The organism is Streptomyces antarcticus (assembly GCF_026627255.1).
GTDB lineage: Bacteria > Actinomycetota > Actinomycetes > Streptomycetales > Streptomycetaceae > Streptomyces > Streptomyces antarcticus.
Genome location: NZ_JAPNLM010000041.1, coordinates 1 through 21,137 on the forward strand (window position 1 = coordinate 1; position 21,137 = coordinate 21,137).

A 21,137-nucleotide genomic window follows, 5' to 3' on the forward strand; every position below is an offset into this window, starting at 1 on the left:
CTCAACCGCATCACCGGCGCACAGACCCCCTCCGGGATCCCCGTCACCATCACCAACCCCGCCTCAGACCGCCCCAAGCGCAGCGCCGCCTCCTCCCGCGGACGCCGCAGCCGCCCCGCACAGGAGCAGCGGCGGACCGGTCAGCGACAGTCCTCCTTCGACGCGGCGGCCTGAAAGGCCCTGTGATCCGGAAGCCGGCCCATCTCCGCAGGAGGCATCTCGTGACGCTGGTTCAGACGCAGCCCCGCCCCGCGCACGCCGACCCCGTCCGCAGGACCGTGGCCGACGCCATGGCCGCCGCCGGACCGCAGGTCTGCGACGACATGACCGTCGAGGTGGCCCTCGCCGTGATGGCCAGTGCCCGCGCCGGGCACCTGCTCGTCTGCGACGAGTACGGCGAGTGCACCGGGCTGGTCACCCGGGCACGGCTCACCGCCCTGCGCGACAGCGCCGGGTACACGGACCGGATCCGGCTGCGTGACCTCGCCGGGGACCTCGGGCCCCTGACCTCGACCCGCACCACGATGGCCGAAGCCGAGCACGCCATGCGCTACCGGCGGCTGCGGGCCCTGCCCGTGGTCGACGAGCACGGCAGCGCCCTCGGCGTCCTCGCTCTCACCCGCTGAACCGCCTCACCCGGCCGGACCGCCCTCCCCTTCTCCCTGTGAGGCATCATGCGCTGTGTCATCGCCCGTTTCCCGTTCGACCTGACGAAGAGCGGCGTGCTGGAATCGATGAAGGGCATCAAGCCCGAGCTGGTCACCGCCGAATCGGTGATCATCGGCCGCCGCCAGTACCCGGTCAAGCAGGTGGGTGAGGTCATCACCCGTCAGGACCGTCGCGACTTCAGCGCCGGTGAGGTGTTCCGGGCCATGACGCAGCTCGGCTTCACCTGCCGCACCGTCGCCAAGGCCGTGCCCGCGCCCGTCGCCGGCCCGCTCCTGGGGCGCGCCGCGATGATCGGCGCCCCCGCGGCCGTCTGACCGGCGTACGGGCGAGAGCCCAGAGCAACGCATCACGATGAGGGCCCGACCGGCACACGCCGGTCGGGCCCTCATCGCATGATCCGTCAGCCGGTCAGCCGGTGGCCCTCGTTCGGCTGGCCGGCCTGCCTGCCGCCCCCCTGCCCGCGCGGCTCCGCGGCTATCGGGCGAAGAGTGCGCTCACGGTCTTGCCTCCGCCGGTCCGGCGTGTGACGGCGGTGGCGCGGGCCAGGTGGTTCACCATGGGCCAGCCGAAACCCCCGTTGCCGCCGTGCAGATCGGGGACGCGCATGCGCGGCGCGTGTGGACTGGCGTCGTGAACGGCCACCTCGATGCTGTCGGGGTGCGCGGTCAGGTCCAGCGTGCAGGCACCGCCGCCGTGACGCAGGGCGTTCGTGACGAGTTCGGACACGACCAGGACGACGCTGTCTGCGGAGTCCTGGTCGACAGACGGCTGCCGCAGCCCGCCGAGGAACGCCCTGACGGAGTCCCGTGCGCCGGCGACGGCCGACGTGGAGCGGACGATGCTGGCGTTGGTGTTCGTCGTGTTCATCAGGCTCACCTGCTCTCTGGATCGTCCGTGGCCGGACCCTGCCCGGACCCTGCCCGGACCCTGCCCGGCGATGTGACCCGATGCGATCCGGTCCGTACCGGAACGGGGGAGGGGGCGAGGCCGGCGTCCCGCCTCCGGCGTCCTCGACGCGGCCACCGCACGGGCGCGCCGCCATGGACCGGGCCAAGCGTGCTTCGTGCCCCGCCCTTCGGGTACCCCGCGTCGCGGGGGCCATGTGCCGGGATGCCCGAAGTCGTGTGGGGCGGGGCGTATTTGTCACCCCGCGGTGCGGCGGTAGCGGCCCGAGCGCGGCTCGGGCACCGTCCGGAGGCGGCGCCGGGGCAGGCGCGGTGCGTCGGTGCTCCGGTGCCGGCCGGCGTGCTGCTCCGGCCGGAGCTCCCGCCTGCCCGGTCGTCCGTCCGCCCGGGGCGGCGTCACCGGTGGAGCGAGTACGAGAGCGGCGATGATCGTCGCCACCACGCTGAGGATGATCACGGTACCCACGGACATGTGTCCCGCCTCCCTGCGGTCGACTGCGTTTCTCCTCACCCAGTGTTACCGCTCGCGACTCCTTGAAACACGCTGTGTGATCGGATGTGCGTGTGCGGTGTCTTCCGTGCCCGCATTTCCCTCGTCGTTTGAAGTCGGATCACTCACCGTCGAACGTGCGAAACCTATGGTGGCCGGAGTAGACATTGCGCGGCCGCCTGGTTATGGTTTCTCACGTAGCCAAGATTGAACGGCCCGGCAGGCTGATCTGCCGGACAGGCGTACCCGCAGATCGGTGCGGCGGTGGAGTACCGGAGCCATGTGTTCGCACGACGGTGACGGGGCTGACTGCCGTACCGGGTGGCCCGCGGTGATCAGGGGCCGCCACGCTTCTTCGGGGGCGAGACGGCGGAAACAGAAGGTCGGCGCAGCACCAGGGCCGACAGATGGTGTTGAATTTCTTCGGGGCCCCGGTGCCACACGGCACCAGGGCCCCTCCATGCGTTCCCCGAGGCCTTACGTGAAAGTTTCGACAGAGGTGCAGATGACAGCAGAGAACCCCACAGGCCCGCTCGGCGGTCACCTGGACGACGACGACTATCCCGCCTACACCATGGGCCGGGCCGCCGAGATGCTCGGAACCACCGCAGGTTTCCTGCGCGCACTCGGAGAGGCCCGCCTGATCACCCCGCTCCGCTCCGAGGGCGGCCACCGGCGCTACTCCCGGTACCAGCTGCGGATCGCGGCGCGTGCGCGGGAACTCGTCGACCAGGGCACCCCGGTGGAAGCGGCCTGCCGCATCGTCATCCTCGAGGACCAGCTAGAGGAAGCGCAGCGCATCAATGTCGAGTACCGCCGCGCGGCGGGTTCCCCACATGCCTGACGCTCGGCGGGGGAGTGTGGCGTACCGATGTTGAGTGGCCGCTTCCTCTGGTGACGGTGCGTACCGTCCGTGTAGCGTGCCGGTAGCTGTCGTGGTTCGAAGTGCCTTCTGCCCGCATCTCCTTGGTGTGGGCAGTTCTGCTGAGTTGTGCCTGTGGACCAGGGCGATCACCTCCGTTTCCCGCACCGGTGGGCGACGATCATCGACTGGAAGGCATTGCTATGGCTACGGGCACTGTGAAGTGGTTCAACGCGGAGAAGGGCTTCGGCTTCATAGCCCAGGACGGCGGCGGCCCCGACGTCTTCGCCCACTACTCGGCGATCAACGCCTCCGGGTACCGCGAGCTCCAGGAGGGTCAGGCCGTGACCTTCGACATCACGCAGGGCCAGAAGGGCCCGCAGGCGGAGAACATCACCCCCGCCTGATCACCGGGTCCGCCTGATTCTCAGGGGCACCACGGGTACACGCCTCAGGGCCGCGCGGCGCGAGCCGTGCGGCCCTGAGGCGTATCCGGCAGCCGCGGACGTCCATCCGCAGGGCTCCCTCAGCTCTCGGCGAGCACGATGAGCCGGCCGCCCTCGGCGAAGCGGACCCGCTGCCGCTTGTCGGGGTTGATCCGCACGCCGTGGCCGGGGTCGGCGGCGGCGTCCGCGCGCAGCCGGTATCCGACCGCGCATTCCCGGCGGCGCAGCGCCCACTCCACGACCGTGGCGAACGCGACCTCGCGGTCCACCCGGACGTAGTCCGAGACCGGCTTCAGGTAGAGCTCGTTCCCCTCCGCGCTGAACAGCTCCTCGAAGACGTCGGCCAGGTAGCGGCTCTCCGAGATCTGTGTCATCAGGAGACTGATCATCCGACCGCTCACGATGAAGTCGGCTCCCTCCCGGGCGGGCGCGAGCAGGCGGTTGCCGTCGTCGGACATCTCGGTGGTGAGGGAGAGGTCCCGGTGGGTGGCGTCCCCGATCGCCCGCAGGTGCAGCAGCGTGACCAGTGTCCTGTCGTCCATCTCCGTCCCGGTCTCGGATTCCGGTCCGGGTGGCCCCGTACCCGGGGCCCTACCCGTTCCGGGGGCGAGGCGGGGCGCCGCCGCGGGCCCGGGGCCCATCTCACCGATGACGATCACGTTGTCGTACGACGGCACGTCCAGCTTGGCCAGCACGCCGGGATCGGTGATGTCCCCGCGCTGGAAGGACACTTCGAGGTGGCCGCGGGCCGGCGTGATGTCCGGGCCGGGCCCGGCCGAGTAGCCCCGGGGCCCGCCCTCACCCGGAGATATGAATGTTCCGCGAAACACCGATCGGCCGACGCGGGGCGGGCATGCCCCGCCGGGCCCGCCGGTGCGCCGATCCGTCGCCGTCACCGTCCGGGGACGAACGGGGCGCGGCGGCGGCGTACTTCGCCGAGGCCGGGGCAGCCGACCCCACGGGCGGCGTGCCGTGGCCCTCGCCGCGAACCCGCCCGTCCGGCCCGCCCCGCCCGACCCGATGAAAGGCCCCCGCACCCATGCATGCGCGCCGCGCCCTGCCCGCCGCCGTCCTGGCCTTGGCCGCCCTCACCACCCTGCCCGGCTGTGACGGAACGCCAGCGGCCGCGCCGGCCCCCGGTGCCGGAACCGGACGTGCTGCCGTGGCGCAGGGAGGGCGCGCCGCCGAGATACCCGGACTCGGACCCCTGACCAGGGGAGGCGTCCCCGGCGACGCGCGGCAGGCGGTCGTGGTCACCGGCCGGGACCCGGACTCCGGCACGTCCACGGTGACCCTGTACGAGCGCGACGCAGCCGGGGGCTGGACCCCGGCGCCGCTCTCCGGGTCCGGCTGGCCCGCGCACAACGGGCGGCGGGGCTGGACCGACCACCACACCCAGGGCGATCTGCGCTCGCCCGTCGGGGTCTACGGACTGACCGGCGCGGGCGGACTGCTCGACGATCCGGGGACCCGGCTCCCGTACGACCAGGGATCCGCCTTCACCATCGGCGGTACCGGATCGCTGGGCGAGCCCCTCGCCGGCTCCTTCGACTACGTGGTCGCGATCGACTACAACCGGGAACCGGGCACCTCGCCCCTGAACCGGACACGGCCGCTCGGCGAGGGGCGGGGCGGCGGGATCTGGCTGCACGTCGACCACAACGGCCCCACCGAGGGCTGCGTCTCCCTGGCGAAACCGCAGATGGGCGAACTGCTGCGCTGGCTCGACCCCGAGCGGCGCCCCGTCATCGTCATGGGCGACGCGGACTCCCTCCGCCGCTGAAACCGGTCAGGCGGACACGGGGGTCGGCGCGGCGCCGTCCGGAGCAGCCACGCGGTGGAGGCCGCCCTCCAGCGGTACGACCAGACAGTCCGCGGCGCGCAGGCGGTCGAGCGCGTCCTGTCCGGCGGGGTGGGTACGGTCGTCAGGGCGGCGCCCCGGCGGAGGCGTCGAGGGCGGCGCGAACCCGCTCGCCGCGTCGCGCCGGGGAGGCGCTGCGAGCGACGCGTACGACGGACCGGCCGGGGGAGCGGTCAGCGCAGCGGGGCGCCCGAGTAGTCGAGTTGCATCTGCGGCCGGCCGCTGACCAGCAGCCAGGCCGGCAGCAGCGCCACGCACAGCAGCGGCAGCAGGCCCGGGTCCGGGGCGAGGATCGCGGCGGTGAACAGGCTCACCCAGCCCTGCCGGGTGACGGCCAGCAGGACCCCGAGGACCCCGCAGGTCACGCCGACCGCCGGATGCACGGCGGGCACCAAGGCGTTCGCGGCCAGACCCAGCGCGACCCCCACGAAGACGGACGGGAAGATGCGGCCGCCGCGGAACCCGGACCCGCAGGCCACCAGGACGGCGGCCAGTTTCACCACGGTCATCAGGAGGAGCGAACCGGCCGAGTACGCCCCCGGATCGGAGGCGAGGACTCCGATCTCCTCCAGCCCCTTGAACAGGGTGAGTTTGCCGCCGAGCGCCCCGAGGAGGCCCAGCACCAGGCCGCCCAGGGTCAGTGCGAGCACCGGGTGCGGCAGCAGGTGGAAGGCACGGTGGACGTAGGGGAAGGCGCAGACGGCGACCAGGGCCAGGGCCGCCCCGGCCGAGGAGATCACGAGCGCGGCGATCAGGTCGGGCCAGCGCGGGTTGGAGAACGGCGGCAGCGGCAGGTGGAAGCTGGGCGCGGAGAGCATCACGCTCGTCACTCCGCCCGCTCCCGCGGCGATCAGCGGGGCGAAGAGCTGGTCCCACAGGGTGGGCGCGCGTTCGCCGGGGGCCGTCGGGGTCGCCGGCCGCGGCGCGGACACCATCGACTCCGTGAGGATCAGCACGGCCGCCACCGGGGTGCCGAACAGCGCGCCGACCGTACCCGCCGCGCCCAGCGCCACCCACACCTGCGCCGGACTGCCGGGCGCGAGCCGCCGCCCCAGCCAGTACGCGAGGGCGATGTTCGCGGCGGTGATCGGGTTCTCCGGGCCCAGGCTCACTCCGCCCGCCAGGGCCAGTCCGGTCACGACGAGCAGCCCGGGAACCACGCCCAGGGGCAGCGGGGCGTCCACCAGACCCGTGGTCGCGGGGTCGGGGCCGGCGTGCCCGTGGACCTTCCACGCCACGAGCCCGACCGCGAGACCGGTCGCGGTCAGGACGGCCAGGATCCAGGCGACGGACCAGGGACCGACGCCGAGGGCGTCGGGCAGGGTCTTCCACAGGACGTCCTCAAGGAGACCGGCCGCCCCGCTCACGCCGATCAGCAGCAGGCTGGAACCCACTCCGATGACGAGGGCGGGCAGGATCAGGGGGAGCAGGGCCCTGGCGGGGGAGGCCGGAGGGGGCGCGGCGGGCTGTGCGGGGACGGTCACCGGATCAACGTAGCGGTGAATCATCTGAAACCATGTCAAATGGTGGCGTGTACGCGTGACGGAGGGGTGCTCACCGCGACGGCGGGGCGATCCGGGGATGCCGGAGCCGTGGCCGTGCCGTGGCCGGGGCCGCGTCCGGGGCCGGGGTTGGGGCCGTGGGGACGTACCCGGCTCCGGCCCCGCCCGAGGGTCACGGCCGCCCGAGCATCCGCAGCCGCAGGCTGTCGTACACGGGCACGCTGCCCATCCGGTCGGCGGTCAGTGTCGCGGCGAAGCAGGCGGTGAGCAGCGGGACCAGCAGGGACGTGGCCCCCGTCATTTCGACGACGAGCACGATGCCCGTCAAGGGCGCCCGGACGGCCGCGGTGAACGGCGCCGCCATGCCGACGATCGCGAAGGACGCGGCGCCGGATCCGTCGTGGGGGTCACCCGGCGCACCCGAGCCCGTGGCGCGGCGGCCGGACGCGGGGAGCGCCGGGCATGTACTGACCTCCGCCAAGCCGTGGTTCGCGTCCGTCAGAGCCTGGCCCGCCGCCCGCGCGTCGCCCCGGACATCGGCGCGGCCGCGCCCGAACCTTGCCCGACTGGGCCAACGCGGCCCGGAATGCGGCGGCGTACGGTCCGCGACATCCGCGCACCAGCGTCCCCAGGAGATCGATTCCGAGCGCGAAGCATGGTATGCCGGTGTGCATACCGAAATGCCCAGTTTTCGGTCATTCGTGGAAGGTGACTTCGTTGTCGCACGATCCGCCGGCCGGCCCTCGTTCCCGAACCGACAAGGTGGTCTTCGGCGTCACGGCGGGCCTGACCCTGGCCTTCGTGCTGTGGGGCGCCCTGGCCACCGACTCCCTAGAAAGCGTGTCGAGCCGACTGCTGAAGGGGCTCATCCACAACGGCGGCTGGGCCTTCATGCTCGCCGCCACCGCCTTCGTCGTCTTCGCGCTCTGGCTCGCCGTCAGCCGCTACGGCCGCATCCACCTCGGCCGCGAGGGGGAAGCCCCCGAGTTCCGCACCGTGTCGTGGGTCGCGATGATGTTCAGCGCCGGCATGGGCATCGGGCTCATGTTCTACGGCGTGAGCGAACCGCTGTCGCACTACCAGACACCCCCGCCCGGCACGCACCCCGTCGACTCCGCCGAGCGCATGCAGACGGCGATGGCCACCACGCTCTTCCACTGGACGCTCCACCCGTGGGCGATCTACGCGGTCGTCGGACTCGCCATCGCCTACAGCACCTTCCGGCGCGGCCGCCGCCAGACGATCAGCGCGGTCTTCGAGCCACTCATCGGCGCCCGGCACGCCCACGGCGCCGCGGGCCGCGTCATCGACATCGTCGCCATCTTCGCCACGCTCTTCGGCTCCGCCGCCTCCCTGGGCCTGGGCGCCCTGCAGATCGGCAGCGGCTTCCAGGAGCTGGGGTGGATGGACGCCGTCAGCACCGGTCTGCTCGTCGCGATCATCGCCGTGCTGACCGTCGCGTTCGTCGCCTCCGCGGTCTCGGGCGTGGAGCGCGGCATCCAGTGGCTGTCGAACATCAACATGGTGCTCGCGCTCGTACTCGCCGTGTTCGTGTTCATCGCCGGGCCGACCATCATCGTGCTCGACCTGCTCCCCACCTCGGTGGGCGCCTACATCGGTGACCTGCCCCAGCTCATCGGCCGTACGGAGGCCACGGGCGCGGGCGACGTCGCCGACTGGCTCGGCAGCTGGACGGTCTTCTACTGGGCCTGGTGGATCTCCTGGACGCCGTTCGTCGGCATGTTCATCGCCCGGATCAGCCGCGGCCGTACGATCCGCCAGTTCATCGGCGGCGTCATCCTCGTGCCGAGCTCGGTCAGCCTGGTGTGGTTCGCCGTCTTCGGCGGTACGGCGATGAAGCTCCAGGAGAGCGGCGAACTCGGCCGCGAGACGACGCCGGAGGGGCAGCTCTTCGGGGTGCTCCAGCAGTTTCCCGTCCCCACCGTGATGAGCCTGCTGGTGATGGTGCTCGTCGCCATCTTCTTCGTGTCGGGCGCGGACGCGGCGTCCATCGTGATGGGCACCCTCTCCCAGAAGGGCGTCTTCGAACCGGCCCGACTGGTGGTCGTCTTCTGGGGCGTGGTCACCGGGGCCGTCGCCGCGATCATGCTGCTCATCGGGAACGGCAAGGGCGACGCGCTCGCCGGCTTGCAGAACCTGACGATCCTGGTGGCGGCGCCGTTCACGCTGGTCATGATCGGCATGTGCGTGGCCCTCATGCGGGACCTTCGCAGGGACCCGCTGATCGTGCGCGGGGAGATGGGCGAGGAGGCCGTCGCCCAGGCCGTGGTCGCGGGCCACAAGGAGTACGACGGGGACTTCGAGATCCGCATCGGGCCCGGCACCGGACCGGAACCGGACGGAACGCGGCCCTCGCCGGTCGAGCGGCCGCACTGACAGCCGCCGGGCCGTGTCGTCATGGTCCCGTCCGGCCGGCCGGCGCCCCCGGCGGGAGTGCGTGGGGAGGGTTCCTCAGCGGGTCCCCGGGCGCGGCGCCGCGGTGATCCGCCGTACGGACTCCACCACCGCCGCGCGGTGACGGGCCAGCCGCTCGGCCTCGTCGCCTGTCCCGACTACCAGCACTTCTCCGCCAACGGCGACTGAGCGCGCCGACGGCCGAGCCCTACGGCGGGTGACCCTCGCGACGGCCGGCCCCTGCGGCCGCTGAACCTCGCGACGGCCGCCCCACCCCAGCGGCGAGGCGCGCGGAACGCGTCCCGCTCGGGATCCGCGAGGACCGCAGGTTCAGAACGCCTTGCGGAGGCGGAGCCGCATGGGCCTGCCGTCCGGGTCCACGAGCAGCCGGTAGAACGGCATGGACACCCGCTTGGCCAGCGGCGACAGGTCCGGCGGCCGGTACGCGCGGAGCCGGCCCGGCGGCCGCGGCCCCTGGCGGCCGCCGTCGTGCCAGGCGTCCAGCGCCGAGGCGGCCGCCGCGAACGCGTCGAAGGCGTGCAGCGGGTCGCAGAGCGGATCCGGGGCGCCCGGAGCGGGCTCGGCTTCGTCGAGGTGTTCGCGCGCGAGGCGCAGCCGCAGTTCCCTGGCGAAGACGCGCGCGCCGTCCCCCAGACCGGCCGGGTCGTGCGGCGCGCGCGGGTCGGCGTCCTCGTCCAGGACGACGCAGCCGAGTTCCGAATCGTGGCTCCAGGAGCGGAGGTTGATGTTGTCGGAACCGACCGCCGCCCACACGTCGTCGATCACGCACGCCTTCGCGTGGACGTACACCGGAGTTCCGGCGTGGTTCTCCAGCCCGTACACCGCGACCCGATCGCCGCCCGCCTTGCGCAGCCGGTCCAGCGCGGCGATCCGTCCCACCAGGTTCATCGGCAGCGTGAGCCGCCCGTCCTGCTCCGGGACGGTGGGGATGACGGCGACCAGGTGCAGTCCGGGATGGGCCGCCAGGGCCCGCGCGAAGCTCTCCACCACGCTCGGGGACCACAGGTACTGGTCCTCCAGGTAGATCAGCGACCGGGCCCGCCCCACGGCCCGCAGGTAGCCGCGGGCGATGCTGCGCTCGCCGTCGGGGGCGAAGGGATAGCCGCGGAACAGCCGGTTCGGGTACGTGCGCAGCACCTGGACCGTGTGGTTCCCGCAGGGCTCCGGATCGGGAAGCTGCGCCGGCAGGGGGTCGGCTTCGGTGTCCTCGCGGTGGGCGATCTCCCGCATCCGCGTCAGGGGGCTGCGGCTGAGCGGCGACGGGTCCTCCCACCGTTCGCGGAAACCGGCCTCGAGGTCGCCGACGGCCGGCCCGCGCACCGCGAGCTGGACGTCGTGCCACGGAGGTCGGTCACCGTACGCCTCGGCGAAGGGGATGGCCTGCGGGTCGCCGTGGTGGGAGGCGTCGTCGTTGCGGCCGTGGCACAGGTCGATGCCGCCGACGTACGCGACGTCCGCCGCGGGCCGGTCCGGGTGGCGCAGTACGACGAGCTTCTGGTGGTGGGACCCGCCGGGGCGCACCCGCATGTCCAGCAGGCATTCGCCGCCCGCCGCGGCGATCTCCTCGCCGAGGTGGCGGTTCTCCGTCTGGCTGAACTGGAGCCCGTCGAGGTGGGAGCGCCAGATGAGCCCCTTGACGATCACGCCGCGCTCGGCGGCGGCGGCCAGCACCGCACCGATCTCGGTGCCCTCGCCGTCCAGGCGTTCGTCGGGGTCGCCCCGCCAGTCGGTGAACAGGAGGAGGTCGCCCGGCCCCTGCGCGCGAATCGCGGCGAGCAGTTCCGCGAAGTACGTCCTGCCGTGGACCAGCGGCCGCACGTGGTTGCCGTGGGACCAGGCCGCTCCGTCCGGTCTACGGCGGTCCAGGCATGTCGCGGGGTTGCCGCGCTCTTCTGCGGTCAGCAACCAGTCGGAGAGTTTCACTGCACGTCCCTTCCCTCCGTACGGCGGCTACCCCGTCCGCGCGGTCCCATGCCGACGCGAACGGGGCGGCACGCCGGCGCGGGAGCGGCTACTGCTTCGGGTTCGTGACCTCGACCCACGACTCCCACCGTCCGCTGACGGTGTGGTGCACGACGTACGGGCCACCGGAGACGGCCGTGCCGCTGGTCAGGTCGTCGAGGACCTGCACGTCGATGGAGACGCCGTTGATGTGGCTGATCTCGCCCGCCAGCGCCTCCCTGACGTGCGCGTCCGGGTTCGCGCGCATCGCGGCCCGCCCCGCCTCGTCCAGTTCGAGTTCGAACACCTCGATCTCCCGCGTCTCGACATCGCCGATGCGCCGCACGTTCGCCATGGCCGGTCCTTTCGGTGGGTGGCCCACCAGTGTTCAGCGGCCGGCGGCGGAAGCGGTGCAACCCGGTCGCCCGCAGCGGGGACGAGCCCCGTTCGGCTCACGCCCGGCCCCGGGACGCCCGTCAGCCGAGGGCAGAGGCCAGCAGGGCGGCGGTCCGGGCCACCAAGGGGTTGTCCGCCGCGGCGTCCGGCTCGGGCCGGGTCGTCAGGACGGCCATGACGACCGGCGCCGCCCCGTGCGGCGGCCAGGCGACGCCCACGTCGTTGTTCGTGCCGTACGAGCCGCCGCCGGTCTTGTCCGCCAGGACCCAGTCCGCGGGCAGCCCCGCCCGGAAGCGTTCCGTACTGGTCGTGTTGGCCAGCAGCCAGCCCGTGAGCCGCTCCCGGTCCCGGGGCGCGAGCGCGTCACCGAGCGCGAGGCGCTCGTAGGTCCGGCCGACGGCGCGCGGGCTGGTGGTGTCCGTCAGCCGGCCGGGCTCCGCCGAGTTCAGCTCCGGCTCCCAGCGGTCGAGCCTGGTGACGCCGTCGCCCACCGAGCGGCAGAAACGGGTGACGGCGCGCGGACCGCCGAGTTCGCGCAACAGCAGGTTGGCGGCCGCGTTGTCGCTCTGGCAGATCGCCGCCGCGCACAGCCGCTCGACGGTCATGCCGTCGGCCAGGTTCTCGGGCCGGCCGGTGACGGGGGCGTACCCGGAGACCCGTACGTCCCGCTCGGTGTACCGGATGCGCCGCGCGAGGAACTCCCCGTCGCGGTCCAGATCGCGCAGGACGGCGGCGACCGCGAGCGTCTTGAAGACCGAGCACATCGGGAAGGTTTCGTCGGCGCGGTACAGAACCGTCCGGCCACTGCCGGTGTCGCGCGCGAACACGCCCAGGCGGGCGGAGTGTTCGCGCTCCAGGGCGCGCAGCTCGCGCAGGACCCCCTTTCGGCCCGGCGGCGCGGCGAAGGCCGTGCCGCTCGAGGCCAGGACGGCGAGGGTGCCCGCGCCGGCGGCCAGGACCGCGCGGCGGGACGGGTGGGCTCGTACTGTCTCCACGATGCGTTCTCCTCTGCGGCGGCCTCGGAAGCCTCGGCCGGCCGGGTCGTATCCCGTATGACTGACCACGTATGGAGTACAAGACGCGCGGACTGCCCCGGCGGTTCACTCCGCCACCGTCCGACTCACGCGTCCGGCCGGGGCACACCGCTCAGGAGGCGGTACGCAGCCGGGCCGCCGCGGCCTCCGCCTCGCTCACCACCCGGTCGGGTTCGACGTCGACGAGGCGGCCGCCGAGTGTGAGGGGGCGGCCGTCCAAGGTGAGCACGCGCGAGGCGTTCCTGAGCGCGGTGGCCCGGGCGGCCCGCCCCGCCGGACCGCGGGCTCAGCCCGGACCGTGCGGGCGCAGGTGGCCCGAGCCGGCCGGGTCGGTGCCGCGGTGCGGGTCCGGGCGGCCCGGCGGATGGAAACAGGCCGTGATGGTCTTGCCGCCGTGGAAGGCGTGGGCGTCCCAGCGGTCCGCGAGGGCGTCGACGATGGCGAGACCCCGGCCGGAGACCGCTTCGTCCGAGGCTCCGCCCGGAGCCGGCAGGCCGGGATCGGAGTCGGCGACGCTGACGTGCAGGCACTCCCCGTCCCAGGTCAGGACGAGTTGGGCACTGCTGCGCGCGTGGACGTGCGCGTTGGTGACCAGCTCCGACACCGTCAGCAGGACGGAGTGGACGACATCGGGAGAGTCCTCGGTCCAGTTCAGGGCCTCCAAGTGCTCCAGGCTCCACCGGCGGGCCGAACCCGGCCCTCGGTAGATGGGGAACGACTTGGCCCAGCCCACCGCACGGAGCGACAAGGCACCCACCTCATTTCCCTGGTTCAGGCCTTTCGGCACGTGCTCCTCAGGTCCGTCCGGCCCGGTGGCGGGCGTGGTGACCGCCCCGGCGCTTGACGAGCAGGAGCGCCAGCAGCATCGGCGCGATCAGCAGGATCATCGTTGCCATGGTGGAGTCCTTCCTCGCGGACCGTTACCTCTGCGCGTGTGACCGCCAGGCCGCGCTCGAAACCCCTCCGGCCGAGTGACGCACCGCCCGGGGACGGCGCGACGTCCCCGGGCGCGGCCGAATCGCGCGGTACGGGGGAGGGATTGAGTCAGCGCTCTTGTGGTGCGGGTCTCCGGCCGGGCAGGCTCGGGTCATGAACACAGCCAGGCACGCCAGTGAACAGCTCATGAGCTGGCCTGCACTCAGCGAAGGCCGCACCCCGTGCGGCAGTGGGCTCGGCCTCAACGCCGGTTCACAGGAGATCGTCCACTTCCACGGCGATCACGAGGCTGACGTCCACCTGACCCGCGCGATGATCGCGAAACTGGAGCCGGCCCTCGCCGGATCCACCGCGGTCCATCTGCGCACCGGGTCGGAGTGGGTGACGGTACGTCTGGACATCGACTCCGACATCGACCTGCTGGCCACCCTCGTCAGCGCCGCGCTCCAGGCCGCCACCCGGGCCGAGGCAGAGCCGGACGTACGAGGACCGCGCCGGGACCCCTGTACGCGTCAGGGGAGCCCGGCCCCGGTCATCATCCGTCACCCGGACGTCCCGGGTGACGAGACGAGCGGGCGGAGCTGCTACAGGTAGCGGCGGATGGGCAGCACCGCGGTCTCCCGGGCGCGCTGGAGCACCGAGCGGCGCTTCCAGCGTCCCGGGCGGATCAGGTCGCTCGCCTCGAGGTCCTCGTCGTAGTGCGAGTCGAGGGTCGCCGTGAACTCGGCGTCCATCACGGCGAGCATCACTTCTTCGTCGTGGTCCAGCGACCGGCGGTTGAAGTTCGTCGAGCCGATCAGGGACACCACGCCGTCCATGGTCACGATCTTGGCGTGCATCATGGTCGGCTGGTACTGGTGGATCTTCACGCCGCAGGCGGTCAGCGCCTCGTAGTGGTGCTGGCCGGCCAGCTGGCACACGCGCTTGTCGGTGTGCGGTCCGGGCAGCAGGATCTCGACTTCGACGCCGCGGCGGGCGGTGGCGCAGAGCAGGTCGATGAAGTAGGTGTCGGGGGCGAAGTAGGCGGTCGCCAGGCGGACCCGCTCCTCGGCCGATTCGAGGATCACGCGTATCAGCGTCTGCATGTCCTGCCACCCGAAACTGGCCGAACCGCGGACCACCTGCACGATGGCGCCGCCGCTCGGTTCGTGGCTGACGAACCGGTCGCGGTCGTCGAAGAGCTCAGCGTGGCACTCGGCCCAGTTCTGGGCGAAGGCGGCGGCGATGCCGTCGACGGCCGGGCCGCGCACCTCGACGTGCGTGTCCCGCCACTCGCCCGGGTTGCGCGCGTTGCCGCACCACTCCTCGGCGATGCCGACGCCGCCGGTGAAGGCGGTCTGCTCGTCGACCACGAGGACCTTGCGGTGGCAGCGGTGGTTCTGCTTGAGCGGCGAGAGGTAGAGCGGCTTGCGGAACCACGCGACCTCGACGCCCGCCTCCTTCATCTCGTCCAGCAGGGTCTGCTCTATGAGACGGCTGCCGAAGCCGTCCAGCAGCAGCCGCACCCGGACTCCGTCACGGGCCCGGCCGGTCAGGGCCTCGGCGAACTGCCGCGCGATGTCGCCCCTCCAGTACACGAACGTCATCATGTCGACCGTGTGGCGGGCCGAGCCGATCGCGTCCAGCATCGCCGCGAAGATCTCGTCCCCGTTGCGGAGCGGCCGTACGGTGTTCCCCTCGGTGGCGGCGATGCCGATCAGCCGCTCCAGACGCCGGCGGATGCGCCGGATCCGCTCGTCCGCCGTGCGGGCGCCCGCCGGCCGTTCCAGTACGCCGCCGAGCGGCTGCTTTCCGTCGGTCATGCCGCGCGCTCCTCGGTTCAGGGTCTCTTGCCGCCCAGGACCCTATCCGACGCCGGCGGCGACGGTTCCCGGCCCTTCGCCGCGGGAAGCGGGGGCGGGCCGGAACGTGCCGCCGTCAGGTCAGGCGGCGGCCGTACCGGCCCGCGCGCCCGCTGTCGTGGCGGCGGCCGGGGCACAGGGCGCGGCCGCCAGCATGTCGTCGGCGGCCGCCAGGGCGTCCTTGATGTTCCGGGTCGCGGTTGCCACGCACAGGGTGAACGAAACGTTCTCCAGCTCGAGGCGCACCTCCGGGGAGTCCTCGAGGGCCAGCGTGATCCGTGCGTCGGCGTATCGGGACAGCAGGCGGCGAAGGACGGCGGGTGCGGGCTTCAGCACGGGGGACTGCCTTTCTACGGAGTGTGTTACGCAGCTGCCCCGTAGCGCGGCGCGCATGCGCGCGGTTCCGGAACCGATCCGCGGCAACCGATCCGCGGCGGGGTGGGCGGAAGAGTGCGCGCAGGGTCGGGCGGAGGGACGGGCGCTGGACGTCGGACCCGCGCGCGTACGGCACTTCGGCCCCCGCGGGGACGGTCGAGAGCCTCTGGGCGGGTCCCGCCCCCCTCCCTGCCCACCGTCCCCATGCCCGCGGACATCTACCTCCTCGTACGCGGCCAGCCCAACCAGGGCACCGGCAAGGAAGTTTTCGGCTGCTGGAGCAGCGGCCTGATCCGGCAGATCACCGCCGGCGAGTACAAGCGGTGGGGCTTCCCGCCCATCCAGTACACGATCCCGACCGGCCCGGACGGGGACGCCGAGTTCGCCCAGTACGTCGCCTACGACCGCGCGCTGCGCGGCTGAAAGGACCACCACCATGCGCATCTCCGGACGCGAGCCCGTCTACCTTCTCGCCGTCATCGCCGTCATCGCCGTCACGCTGAAGCTGGCCGCGGCGTACGGCTGGGAGGTCACCGAGTTCCAGCAGACCCTTGTCAACACGTTCCTCGCCTGCGCAGTCGCGGTCGCCTCCGCGATCGTGCTGAAGACCGGCGCCGCCGGAGCGGCGATCCTCCAGCTCGCGCAGGCGGCGCTCGCCCTGTTCGTCGGGTTCGGCCTCGACCTCTCGGCGACCGAGCAGGCCGGCTGGATGAGTCTGGTCTCCGCGGTCCTGGCCTTCGTCTCGCACGATCAGGTCGAGGCGCCGGTGGCCCGGCTCCCGATCGAGACGTCGAGCCCGGTCAAGGCGACCGCGCCGCAGGTGGTCTGAGTGCGGGCCGCCCTGTGGAGGCACCTCCAGTGGCGGGGCCTGGCGCTGGGCGGCACCGGCCTGTGCTGGATCGCATACGGCATCGGCCTGATCGTCACTGTGAAGTCCTGCCGGAAGGTTCTCGTCGAGCGGCCTGAGGGCGAGACAGGCAAGCCGGCCGCCTGCAAGGACGTGAAGGAGGGGGACTACGGGACGATCGTCATGAGCGCAACCGTCGAGCGGCTCGGCTGGTCCGACGAGAACGGCCGGTTCGACGAGCAGAAGATGCGGGAGAGCGTCGGCAAGTAGCGGGCGCGGCGCCCCCTCCCCGCCCAGGAGGGGGCGCCTACGTGCAACCGGGCCCGGTGGCTACGCTGCCCCCATGACCATTCGGACCGTCGTGCTCGACATCGGCGAGACCCTGACCCGCGACGATCGGTACTGGGCGGCCTGGGCCGACTGGCTGGACGTACCCCGCCACACTCTGTCGGCGCTCGTCGGCGCGGCCGTCGCGGAGGGCCGGGACAACGCGGACGCGCTCCGCCTCGTCCGCCCCGGCCTCGACGTCCCGGCCGAGTACGCGGCCCGTGAAGCTGCCGGCCGCGGCGAACTGCTCGACGAGAGCGACCTCTACGACGACGTCCGGCCCGCGCTCGCCGCGGTCCGGACGGCCGGTGCCCGCGTCGTCATCGCGGGCAACCAGTCACCGAAGGTCGGCGCGATGCTCCGGGCGCTCCACCTGCCTGCCGACGCGGTGACTGTGTCCGGGGACTGGGGCGTGTCGAAGCCGGACCCTGCGTTCTTCGCCCGCGTGCTGGCGGAGGCCGAGGCTGCCGCGGCGGAAACGCTGTACGTAGGGGACCACCCGGCCAACGACATCTTCCCCGCCGCGCTGGCCGGGCTGCGAACGGCGCACCTGCGCCGGGGGCCGTGGGGTCATTGGTGGGCGGACGACCTGGACGTGCGGGCGACAGCCGACTGGTCGATCGACACGCTCCACGATCTGGTGGACATCGTCAAGCAGTAGCGGCAGACGGCCTGTTGCGCGCGCGGTACGGTGCCTGCATGGCTGACCACATCAGGCAGCGCGTCGCCGCGCGTCGCCAGTCCCGACGCATGACCCAGCTCGACCTCGCTCGCGCCGCGCACGTCTCCTTGAGCATGGTCGCGGAGTATTGAGCAGGGCACCCGCGCGCCGAGCCCGTCCACGCTGGAGGCTCTTGCCGTAGCGCTCGCGGTGGACGCGGCCCGCCTGGATCACGCCTATGCCGGCACCGCGCACCGTGTTCACGCGGTCCTGCCTGCGGTGTCGGCGGCGATCGCAGGCTACGACATTCCGCTGGACCCTCCCACTGGGCCGCTGCTCCAGCTGCGCCGGGAGGTCGACACGGCGGTGTCGTGGCGGCTGGCTGCCCAGTACGGTCTCATCGCGGTGGCCGCGCCGAGGCTGCTGGGTGAGGCGCTGGCGCACCTGCACCACGCGGCGGGCGCGGCCCGAGCGGCCGCGGCTCGGACCGTCGTGGCCGCGGCGCGGTGCGCGGACGCGGTGGCGTACAAGTTCGGGGCGCACGACCTCTCGGCCCGGTTGATTGACGTGATGCGGTGGGCGGCTGGGCAGGCTGGCGATCCGAACGTCAGTGTCGTTGTGTCGTACGTTCGCGCCGAGACGTTCCTTGCCGCGCGCGCGTACCGGGCCGGGCAGGCCGCGCTGGAACTGGCGCTCGGCGCGGCTCCGGCGCCGGACACCGACCGCGCGGCGGCCGCCCGGGGTGCACTGCACATGCGGACCGCGGTGGTCGCCGCTCGGGCTGGCGCGGCGACGTGCGCGCGGGAGCACCTGCGGCACGCCGCAGGCTTCGCGGCCGGGCTGGAGGAGGGCGTCTATGCGGGGACCGCTTTCGGCCCGTCGAGCGTACGAATCCACGAGGTCGCCGTCGCCGTATCGCTGGGCGGGGACCACGTCGCCGCAGCCCTCGCCGTCGCCCGTGAGTGGAAGCCGGGCGCAGAGATCCCCGCCGAGCGCCGGTCTGGGTTCTACGTCGAGCTCGGCCGCGCACAGTTGTGGTCCGGCCGACCGGACGATGCGTTCGAGTCTCTGAAGGTCGCTCGGCGGCTGGCGCCGCAGCACGTTCGCGAGCACCCGTGGGCGCGGGAGGACATCGAGAAGATCCGCCGGTTGAAGCGCGCGGACGCCGAGTCCCTGACAGCGTTCGCGGAGTGGATCGGCGCCGTGTAGTCAAGCACTCGGGGTACCACAGGGTGTAGCACTTGCGCCCCTTGCCCCGGCCCATCATCTGTCTGTCCGCACAAGACGAGCAGATGGGACGGCCTGTGAGTACCCAACCGGTTGTGTCCGCCGGCGATGTGAGCATCGCCCGCCTGCACGGTGAGGCCTGCTGGGACTGCGGGGCCGTCTCGGCCGACCTCGTCCCGGCCGGTGAGGTCGCCGTGCGGGGCTTCGAGAAGACGTGGCCGATTCAGCGGTGCGCCGCCGGGCACCCCGCTGCGGCCGGGGGTGAGTCGTGATGGTGACTGCAGCCCTCTGCCAGGATGCGCCGCTGCCCGCTGTGGACAGTCTGACCTGGGACCAGACCGCGGGCCGTGCCTGCATCGCCTGCGGGCAGCGGCTGACGTTCGGGGCCGTTCCGCGCGGGTCGATCTCCACCCGGCATGGTGCCCGGGTCATCGCCTACGAGGTGTGGTCGTGCCCGCCACCGCCGGCGGTGGCGTGATGCGGATCTGCTGCTACTGCGACCGCGTCATCCGCGGCGAGGCCAACGAGGTAGTCGTGCACTCCGCGTCGGGGGTCCGACCGAATCAGCACGCGCACCTGCCGGGCGACCCGCAGTGCGGCGGAAGACGGCGGCCGCGCCGTGACCGAGTGGCAGAGGCAGATCCTGATCATCGCCGCCGTGTTCTGCACCGCGTCGGCCCTCGCGCTCGCCGCGATCGTCAACGGCAACTGACTCCCGGCCCGGCGTTCGCACACCCCCGCGGGCGCCGGGCCGGGCCCATCCCTGCAACCGTCCGAAGGAGGCAGTCGTGCAGCCCGTGACCAGCTCCCGAACCATCACCGCCCGCACCCGCGTTCGGCACATCCCCCTCGGGGCGCGCATGACCACCCCTCGTGTGGGGCATCCGGGGCAACGCGGCCCCCCGTAACGGGCCGGACCGCGTAGCCTCACGCGCGATGACCACAGACTTCGCCGACGAGGCCCGCTCCCGCGTCGCGCAGCTCCTGCGCATGGCGGCCAGCGCCGACGACCGGACCCGAGCCCGGATCGTGGCCTACGCCGCATCGACACCCGACCCGCCCCCGTACGGCCCCGACGGCATCCGCACCACGGGATGCCCCCGCTGCCACCGCACGATGTGGATGCAGCGGACCGTGTGGGTCTGCTCATCCTGCGGCCACGTAGAGGACGACCGAGTGAACTGCCACCGGTGCGACAGCCCCATGTACGAGAGCGACGCCAACCCCGGTAAGTGGTGGTGCCGCTGCGGGGCCTACCGCGCCACCGGCGAGAGCACCGCGGATGTCCGGGCCAGGGAAGACGAGACCGCCCGTGTGATGGCGCTGCTCGACGAAGCGATCGCCGAGCGGCCGGGGGCCCAGGAACAGCGCGACTCCGACCTGCTGATCCTCGCCACGATGGAGACCGACATGGGACAGACGATCCAGACCGCGGGCTGCGACAAGTGCGGCGGCACGATGTACCGCACCGTCGACACCGACGACAAGGGCAACCCGATCGGCATGGGCCCGTACGTGTGCGCCGGCTGCGGCCACATGCGGGGCTAGCACTTGACCGTGCCCCGGCCGGCTGCCTCTCCGGCTGGCCGGGGCCTGCCCGCGGACGAGGTGCGGGCGGAGGCGTCCACCGATATCGGATGCATTGGCCAACCGGTTGCCCGAAACCCATTGCGTCACGGCCTTGCAGCAGTAAGGGTGCTTACAGAGCCGCGCCGATCAACGACCCCCGGTGAGAAGACGTGCACGAAATGCCAGACATGCCAGGCCCGGGGTCGGCCCGTCCCGAAGTCGCACATCGCGACGAGATGCCCGCCTGCGCGCCGCCACAGCAGCGCGCAGCGACGGACTAGTTACTCACAACCTGAATGATTCCCTCCCCACAGGGCAGACGGCCGTACCTGGCCTCTGTTCCCCACATGCGCGCCCGCCCGCGCACCCTGGGCTGGCACGCTCTGGGATGCGCGAGCGCTCGACCCCGGCCGGCTGCCACCGGCCGGGGTCACTCACCTCCTGCTGTCGACGAGCTGCGTGACTGGCACCTCTAACGCCGTCGCGATCAACAGCAGATCGGTGAATCTCGGATCTTGTTCGCCGCTCTCGTAGCGCTGGATACTGCGCCGTTCGAGACCGATGCGGTCGGCGAGCTGGTCTTGGGACAGGCGCAGATCTCGGCGGCTCTGGGCGATGCGTTCGCCCAGCTCCTGCCTGCGGACGATGACCCATTCTGGGAGGAGGGGCGTACGGCGGGCTTGGCACTCGTTAACGCTCGAACCGGAATGATCTTGCGTCAGTACCCCAACGGGCGCTTCTGGCGCGCGGATGCCCTGACCACCCGAATGGTGGCCAGGGCATCGCTGCGCTGTGACCTCGTGAGGTGATGT

Annotated in this window: 28 protein-coding genes and 1 pseudogene; 17 read left to right on the plus strand and 12 right to left on the minus strand. The window is 72.4% G+C overall.

The genetic code is table 11. The features are described 5' to 3' along the window. The 3 genes and pseudogenes from OTB16_RS35680 to OTB16_RS35690 form a co-directional block, all read left to right on the plus strand. Nucleotides 1-174: pseudogene (locus OTB16_RS35680) on the plus strand (DEAD/DEAH box helicase); the annotation flags it as partial. Between the two features lie 47 nt (nucleotides 175-221). Further along, a complete protein-coding gene (locus OTB16_RS35685) occupies nucleotides 222-626 on the plus strand; it encodes a CBS domain-containing protein (RefSeq protein WP_267726640.1) in 405 nt (134 codons plus the stop codon). 48 nt (nucleotides 627-674) lie between these two features. Next, nucleotides 675-983 (plus strand): SCO5918 family protein, encoded by a 309-nt coding sequence (locus OTB16_RS35690; RefSeq protein ID WP_267726641.1) that lies wholly within the window; start codon nucleotides 675-677, stop codon nucleotides 981-983. Nucleotides 984-1,143: 160 nt separating this feature from the next. Here OTB16_RS35690 and OTB16_RS35695 read toward each other — a convergent pair whose 3' ends face one another. Together OTB16_RS35695 and OTB16_RS35700 are read right to left on the minus strand one after the other, a co-directional pair. Further along, nucleotides 1,144-1,536, minus strand: coding sequence for an ATP-binding protein (locus OTB16_RS35695; protein ID WP_267726642.1), 393 nt, complete (start codon nucleotides 1,534-1,536; stop codon nucleotides 1,144-1,146). Between the two features lie 276 nt (nucleotides 1,537-1,812). Further along, nucleotides 1,813-2,046 (minus strand): hypothetical protein, encoded by a 234-nt coding sequence (locus tag OTB16_RS35700; RefSeq protein ID WP_267726644.1) that lies wholly within the window; start codon nucleotides 2,044-2,046, stop codon nucleotides 1,813-1,815. 523 nt (nucleotides 2,047-2,569) lie between these two features. Between OTB16_RS35700 and OTB16_RS35705 the strand changes: the two genes are divergently transcribed. Together OTB16_RS35705 and OTB16_RS35710 are read left to right on the plus strand one after the other, a co-directional pair. Continuing rightward, on the plus strand, nucleotides 2,570-2,908 hold the full coding sequence (locus OTB16_RS35705; RefSeq protein WP_267726645.1) for a helix-turn-helix domain-containing protein: 339 nt from the start codon (nucleotides 2,570-2,572) through the stop codon (nucleotides 2,906-2,908). 221 nt (nucleotides 2,909-3,129) lie between these two features. Then, the gene (locus OTB16_RS35710; protein WP_267726646.1) at nucleotides 3,130-3,333 is read left to right on the plus strand and encodes a cold-shock protein; all 204 of its coding nucleotides are present in this window, start codon (nucleotides 3,130-3,132) and stop codon (nucleotides 3,331-3,333) included. Nucleotides 3,334-3,452: 119 nt separating this feature from the next. On the opposite strand, the gene OTB16_RS35715 is transcribed toward OTB16_RS35710, so the two are convergent. After that, nucleotides 3,453-4,103: a hypothetical protein gene (locus OTB16_RS35715; protein ID WP_267726647.1), complete on the minus strand. Its 651-nt coding sequence runs from the start codon at nucleotides 4,101-4,103 to the stop codon at nucleotides 3,453-3,455. A gap of 308 nt (nucleotides 4,104-4,411) precedes the next feature. Between OTB16_RS35715 and OTB16_RS35720 the strand changes: the two genes are divergently transcribed. Then, on the plus strand, nucleotides 4,412-5,155 hold the full coding sequence (locus tag OTB16_RS35720) for a L,D-transpeptidase family protein (RefSeq protein ID WP_267726648.1): 744 nt from the start codon (nucleotides 4,412-4,414) through the stop codon (nucleotides 5,153-5,155). Nucleotides 5,156-5,406: 251 nt separating this feature from the next. Here the strand turns inward: OTB16_RS35720 and OTB16_RS35725 are convergent, their stop codons facing one another. Further along, complete coding sequence (locus OTB16_RS35725) at nucleotides 5,407-6,741, minus strand: ion channel protein (protein WP_267726650.1); 1,335 nt, start codon at nucleotides 6,739-6,741, stop codon at nucleotides 5,407-5,409. Between the two features lie 166 nt (nucleotides 6,742-6,907). Next, complete coding sequence (locus tag OTB16_RS35730) at nucleotides 6,908-7,216, minus strand: chloride channel protein (RefSeq protein ID WP_267726651.1); 309 nt, start codon at nucleotides 7,214-7,216, stop codon at nucleotides 6,908-6,910. 179 nt (nucleotides 7,217-7,395) lie between these two features. Between OTB16_RS35730 and OTB16_RS35735 the strand changes: the two genes are divergently transcribed. Further along, nucleotides 7,396-9,132 carry a BCCT family transporter gene (locus OTB16_RS35735; protein ID WP_420717870.1) on the plus strand — a complete coding sequence of 579 codons (1,737 nt, stop codon included), beginning with the start codon at nucleotides 7,396-7,398 and terminating at the stop codon, nucleotides 9,130-9,132. A gap of 348 nt (nucleotides 9,133-9,480) precedes the next feature. On the opposite strand, the gene OTB16_RS35740 is transcribed toward OTB16_RS35735, so the two are convergent. The 4 genes from OTB16_RS35740 to OTB16_RS35755 form a co-directional block, all read right to left on the minus strand. Next, nucleotides 9,481-11,094, minus strand: a complete 1,614-nt coding sequence (locus tag OTB16_RS35740; RefSeq protein WP_267726654.1) for a phospholipase D family protein — start codon at nucleotides 11,092-11,094, stop codon at nucleotides 9,481-9,483. Between the two features lie 88 nt (nucleotides 11,095-11,182). Then, nucleotides 11,183-11,467: a hypothetical protein gene (locus OTB16_RS35745; RefSeq protein ID WP_267726655.1), complete on the minus strand. Its 285-nt coding sequence runs from the start codon at nucleotides 11,465-11,467 to the stop codon at nucleotides 11,183-11,185. 121 nt (nucleotides 11,468-11,588) lie between these two features. Then, nucleotides 11,589-12,503 carry a class A beta-lactamase gene (gene bla, locus OTB16_RS35750; protein WP_267726656.1) on the minus strand — a complete coding sequence of 305 codons (915 nt, stop codon included), beginning with the start codon at nucleotides 12,501-12,503 and terminating at the stop codon, nucleotides 11,589-11,591. Nucleotides 12,504-12,828: 325 nt separating this feature from the next. Beyond that, complete coding sequence (locus OTB16_RS35755) at nucleotides 12,829-13,299, minus strand: ATP-binding protein (protein ID WP_267726658.1); 471 nt, start codon at nucleotides 13,297-13,299, stop codon at nucleotides 12,829-12,831. A 332-nt stretch (nucleotides 13,300-13,631) separates the two neighbouring features. On the opposite strand from OTB16_RS35755, the gene OTB16_RS35760 reads away from it, so the two are divergent. Further along, nucleotides 13,632-14,072: a luciferase domain-containing protein gene (locus OTB16_RS35760; protein ID WP_267726659.1), complete on the plus strand. Its 441-nt coding sequence runs from the start codon at nucleotides 13,632-13,634 to the stop codon at nucleotides 14,070-14,072. Here OTB16_RS35760 and OTB16_RS35765 read toward each other — a convergent pair. Together OTB16_RS35765 and OTB16_RS35770 are read right to left on the minus strand one after the other, a co-directional pair. Further along, the gene (locus tag OTB16_RS35765; protein WP_267726660.1) at nucleotides 14,063-15,280 is read right to left on the minus strand and encodes a phospholipase D-like domain-containing protein; all 1,218 of its coding nucleotides are present in this window, start codon (nucleotides 15,278-15,280) and stop codon (nucleotides 14,063-14,065) included. The genes OTB16_RS35760 and OTB16_RS35765 overlap by 10 nt on opposite strands. Nucleotides 15,281-15,400: 120 nt before the next feature. Further along, nucleotides 15,401-15,655 (minus strand): DUF5133 domain-containing protein, encoded by a 255-nt coding sequence (locus OTB16_RS35770; RefSeq protein WP_267726662.1) that lies wholly within the window; start codon nucleotides 15,653-15,655, stop codon nucleotides 15,401-15,403. A gap of 243 nt (nucleotides 15,656-15,898) precedes the next feature. On the opposite strand from OTB16_RS35770, the gene OTB16_RS35775 reads away from it, so the two are divergent. The 8 genes from OTB16_RS35775 (at nucleotide 15,899) to OTB16_RS35810 (ending at nucleotide 20,304) form a co-directional block, all read left to right on the plus strand. After that, nucleotides 15,899-16,117 carry a hypothetical protein gene (locus OTB16_RS35775; protein ID WP_267726663.1) on the plus strand — a complete coding sequence of 73 codons (219 nt, stop codon included), beginning with the start codon at nucleotides 15,899-15,901 and terminating at the stop codon, nucleotides 16,115-16,117. Between the two features lie 13 nt (nucleotides 16,118-16,130). Beyond that, nucleotides 16,131-16,523 carry a hypothetical protein gene (locus OTB16_RS35780; RefSeq protein WP_267726665.1) on the plus strand — a complete coding sequence of 131 codons (393 nt, stop codon included), beginning with the start codon at nucleotides 16,131-16,133 and terminating at the stop codon, nucleotides 16,521-16,523. Beyond that, the gene (locus tag OTB16_RS35785) at nucleotides 16,524-16,811 is read left to right on the plus strand and encodes a hypothetical protein (RefSeq protein WP_267726666.1); all 288 of its coding nucleotides are present in this window, start codon (nucleotides 16,524-16,526) and stop codon (nucleotides 16,809-16,811) included. It begins immediately after the preceding gene. A gap of 73 nt (nucleotides 16,812-16,884) precedes the next feature. Continuing rightward, the gene (locus OTB16_RS35790) at nucleotides 16,885-17,529 is read left to right on the plus strand and encodes an HAD family hydrolase (RefSeq protein ID WP_267726667.1); all 645 of its coding nucleotides are present in this window, start codon (nucleotides 16,885-16,887) and stop codon (nucleotides 17,527-17,529) included. Between the two features lie 210 nt (nucleotides 17,530-17,739). Next, nucleotides 17,740-18,738 carry a transcriptional regulator gene (locus OTB16_RS35795; protein WP_324290927.1) on the plus strand — a complete coding sequence of 333 codons (999 nt, stop codon included), beginning with the start codon at nucleotides 17,740-17,742 and terminating at the stop codon, nucleotides 18,736-18,738. Between the two features lie 113 nt (nucleotides 18,739-18,851). Beyond that, complete coding sequence (locus OTB16_RS35800) at nucleotides 18,852-19,028, plus strand: hypothetical protein (protein WP_267726668.1); 177 nt, start codon at nucleotides 18,852-18,854, stop codon at nucleotides 19,026-19,028. Continuing rightward, nucleotides 19,028-19,234: a hypothetical protein gene (locus tag OTB16_RS35805; RefSeq protein WP_267726669.1), complete on the plus strand. Its 207-nt coding sequence runs from the start codon at nucleotides 19,028-19,030 to the stop codon at nucleotides 19,232-19,234. The genes OTB16_RS35800 and OTB16_RS35805 overlap by 1 nt, the downstream gene beginning before the upstream one ends. A gap of 458 nt (nucleotides 19,235-19,692) precedes the next feature. Beyond that, nucleotides 19,693-20,304 carry a hypothetical protein gene (locus tag OTB16_RS35810; RefSeq protein WP_267726670.1) on the plus strand — a complete coding sequence of 204 codons (612 nt, stop codon included), beginning with the start codon at nucleotides 19,693-19,695 and terminating at the stop codon, nucleotides 20,302-20,304. Nucleotides 20,305-20,759: 455 nt separating this feature from the next. Here OTB16_RS35810 and OTB16_RS35815 read toward each other — a convergent pair whose 3' ends face one another. After that, on the minus strand, nucleotides 20,760-20,915 hold the full coding sequence (locus OTB16_RS35815) for a helix-turn-helix transcriptional regulator (RefSeq protein WP_267726715.1): 156 nt from the start codon (nucleotides 20,913-20,915) through the stop codon (nucleotides 20,760-20,762). Here OTB16_RS35815 and OTB16_RS35820 point away from each other — a divergent pair. Then, entirely contained in the window at nucleotides 20,841-21,134 is a 294-nt protein-coding gene (locus tag OTB16_RS35820; protein ID WP_267726671.1) for a hypothetical protein, read from the plus strand. The two genes, OTB16_RS35815 and OTB16_RS35820, sit on opposite strands and share 75 nt — an antisense overlap. Nucleotides 21,135-21,137 lie beyond the last annotated feature (3 nt).

Coding starts and splice junctions, on each gene's coding strand:
- OTB16_RS35690 (WP_267726641.1), top strand. CDS start 675: ATGCGCTGTGTCATCGCCCGTTTCCCGTTCGACCTGACGAAGAGCGGC.
- OTB16_RS35695 (WP_267726642.1), bottom strand. CDS start 1,536: ATGAACACGACGAACACCAACGCCAGCATCGTCCGCTCCACGTCGGCC.
- OTB16_RS35700 (WP_267726644.1), bottom strand. CDS start 2,046: ATGTCCGTGGGTACCGTGATCATCCTCAGCGTGGTGGCGACGATCATC.
- OTB16_RS35705 (WP_267726645.1), top strand. CDS start 2,570: ATGACAGCAGAGAACCCCACAGGCCCGCTCGGCGGTCACCTGGACGAC.
- OTB16_RS35710 (WP_267726646.1), top strand. CDS start 3,130: ATGGCTACGGGCACTGTGAAGTGGTTCAACGCGGAGAAGGGCTTCGGC.
- OTB16_RS35720 (WP_267726648.1), top strand. CDS start 4,412: ATGCATGCGCGCCGCGCCCTGCCCGCCGCCGTCCTGGCCTTGGCCGCC.
- OTB16_RS35725 (WP_267726650.1), bottom strand. CDS start 6,741: ATGATTCACCGCTACGTTGATCCGGTGACCGTCCCCGCACAGCCCGCC.
- OTB16_RS35735 (WP_420717870.1), top strand. CDS start 7,396: ATGCCGGTGTGCATACCGAAATGCCCAGTTTTCGGTCATTCGTGGAAG.
- OTB16_RS35745 (WP_267726655.1), bottom strand. CDS start 11,467: ATGGCGAACGTGCGGCGCATCGGCGATGTCGAGACGCGGGAGATCGAG.
- OTB16_RS35760 (WP_267726659.1), top strand. CDS start 13,632: ATGAACACAGCCAGGCACGCCAGTGAACAGCTCATGAGCTGGCCTGCA.
- OTB16_RS35765 (WP_267726660.1), bottom strand. CDS start 15,280: ATGACCGACGGAAAGCAGCCGCTCGGCGGCGTACTGGAACGGCCGGCG.
- OTB16_RS35775 (WP_267726663.1), top strand. CDS start 15,899: ATGCCCGCGGACATCTACCTCCTCGTACGCGGCCAGCCCAACCAGGGC.
- OTB16_RS35780 (WP_267726665.1), top strand. CDS start 16,131: ATGCGCATCTCCGGACGCGAGCCCGTCTACCTTCTCGCCGTCATCGCC.
- OTB16_RS35790 (WP_267726667.1), top strand. CDS start 16,885: ATGACCATTCGGACCGTCGTGCTCGACATCGGCGAGACCCTGACCCGC.
- OTB16_RS35805 (WP_267726669.1), top strand. CDS start 19,028: ATGGTGACTGCAGCCCTCTGCCAGGATGCGCCGCTGCCCGCTGTGGAC.
- OTB16_RS35810 (WP_267726670.1), top strand. CDS start 19,693: ATGACCACAGACTTCGCCGACGAGGCCCGCTCCCGCGTCGCGCAGCTC.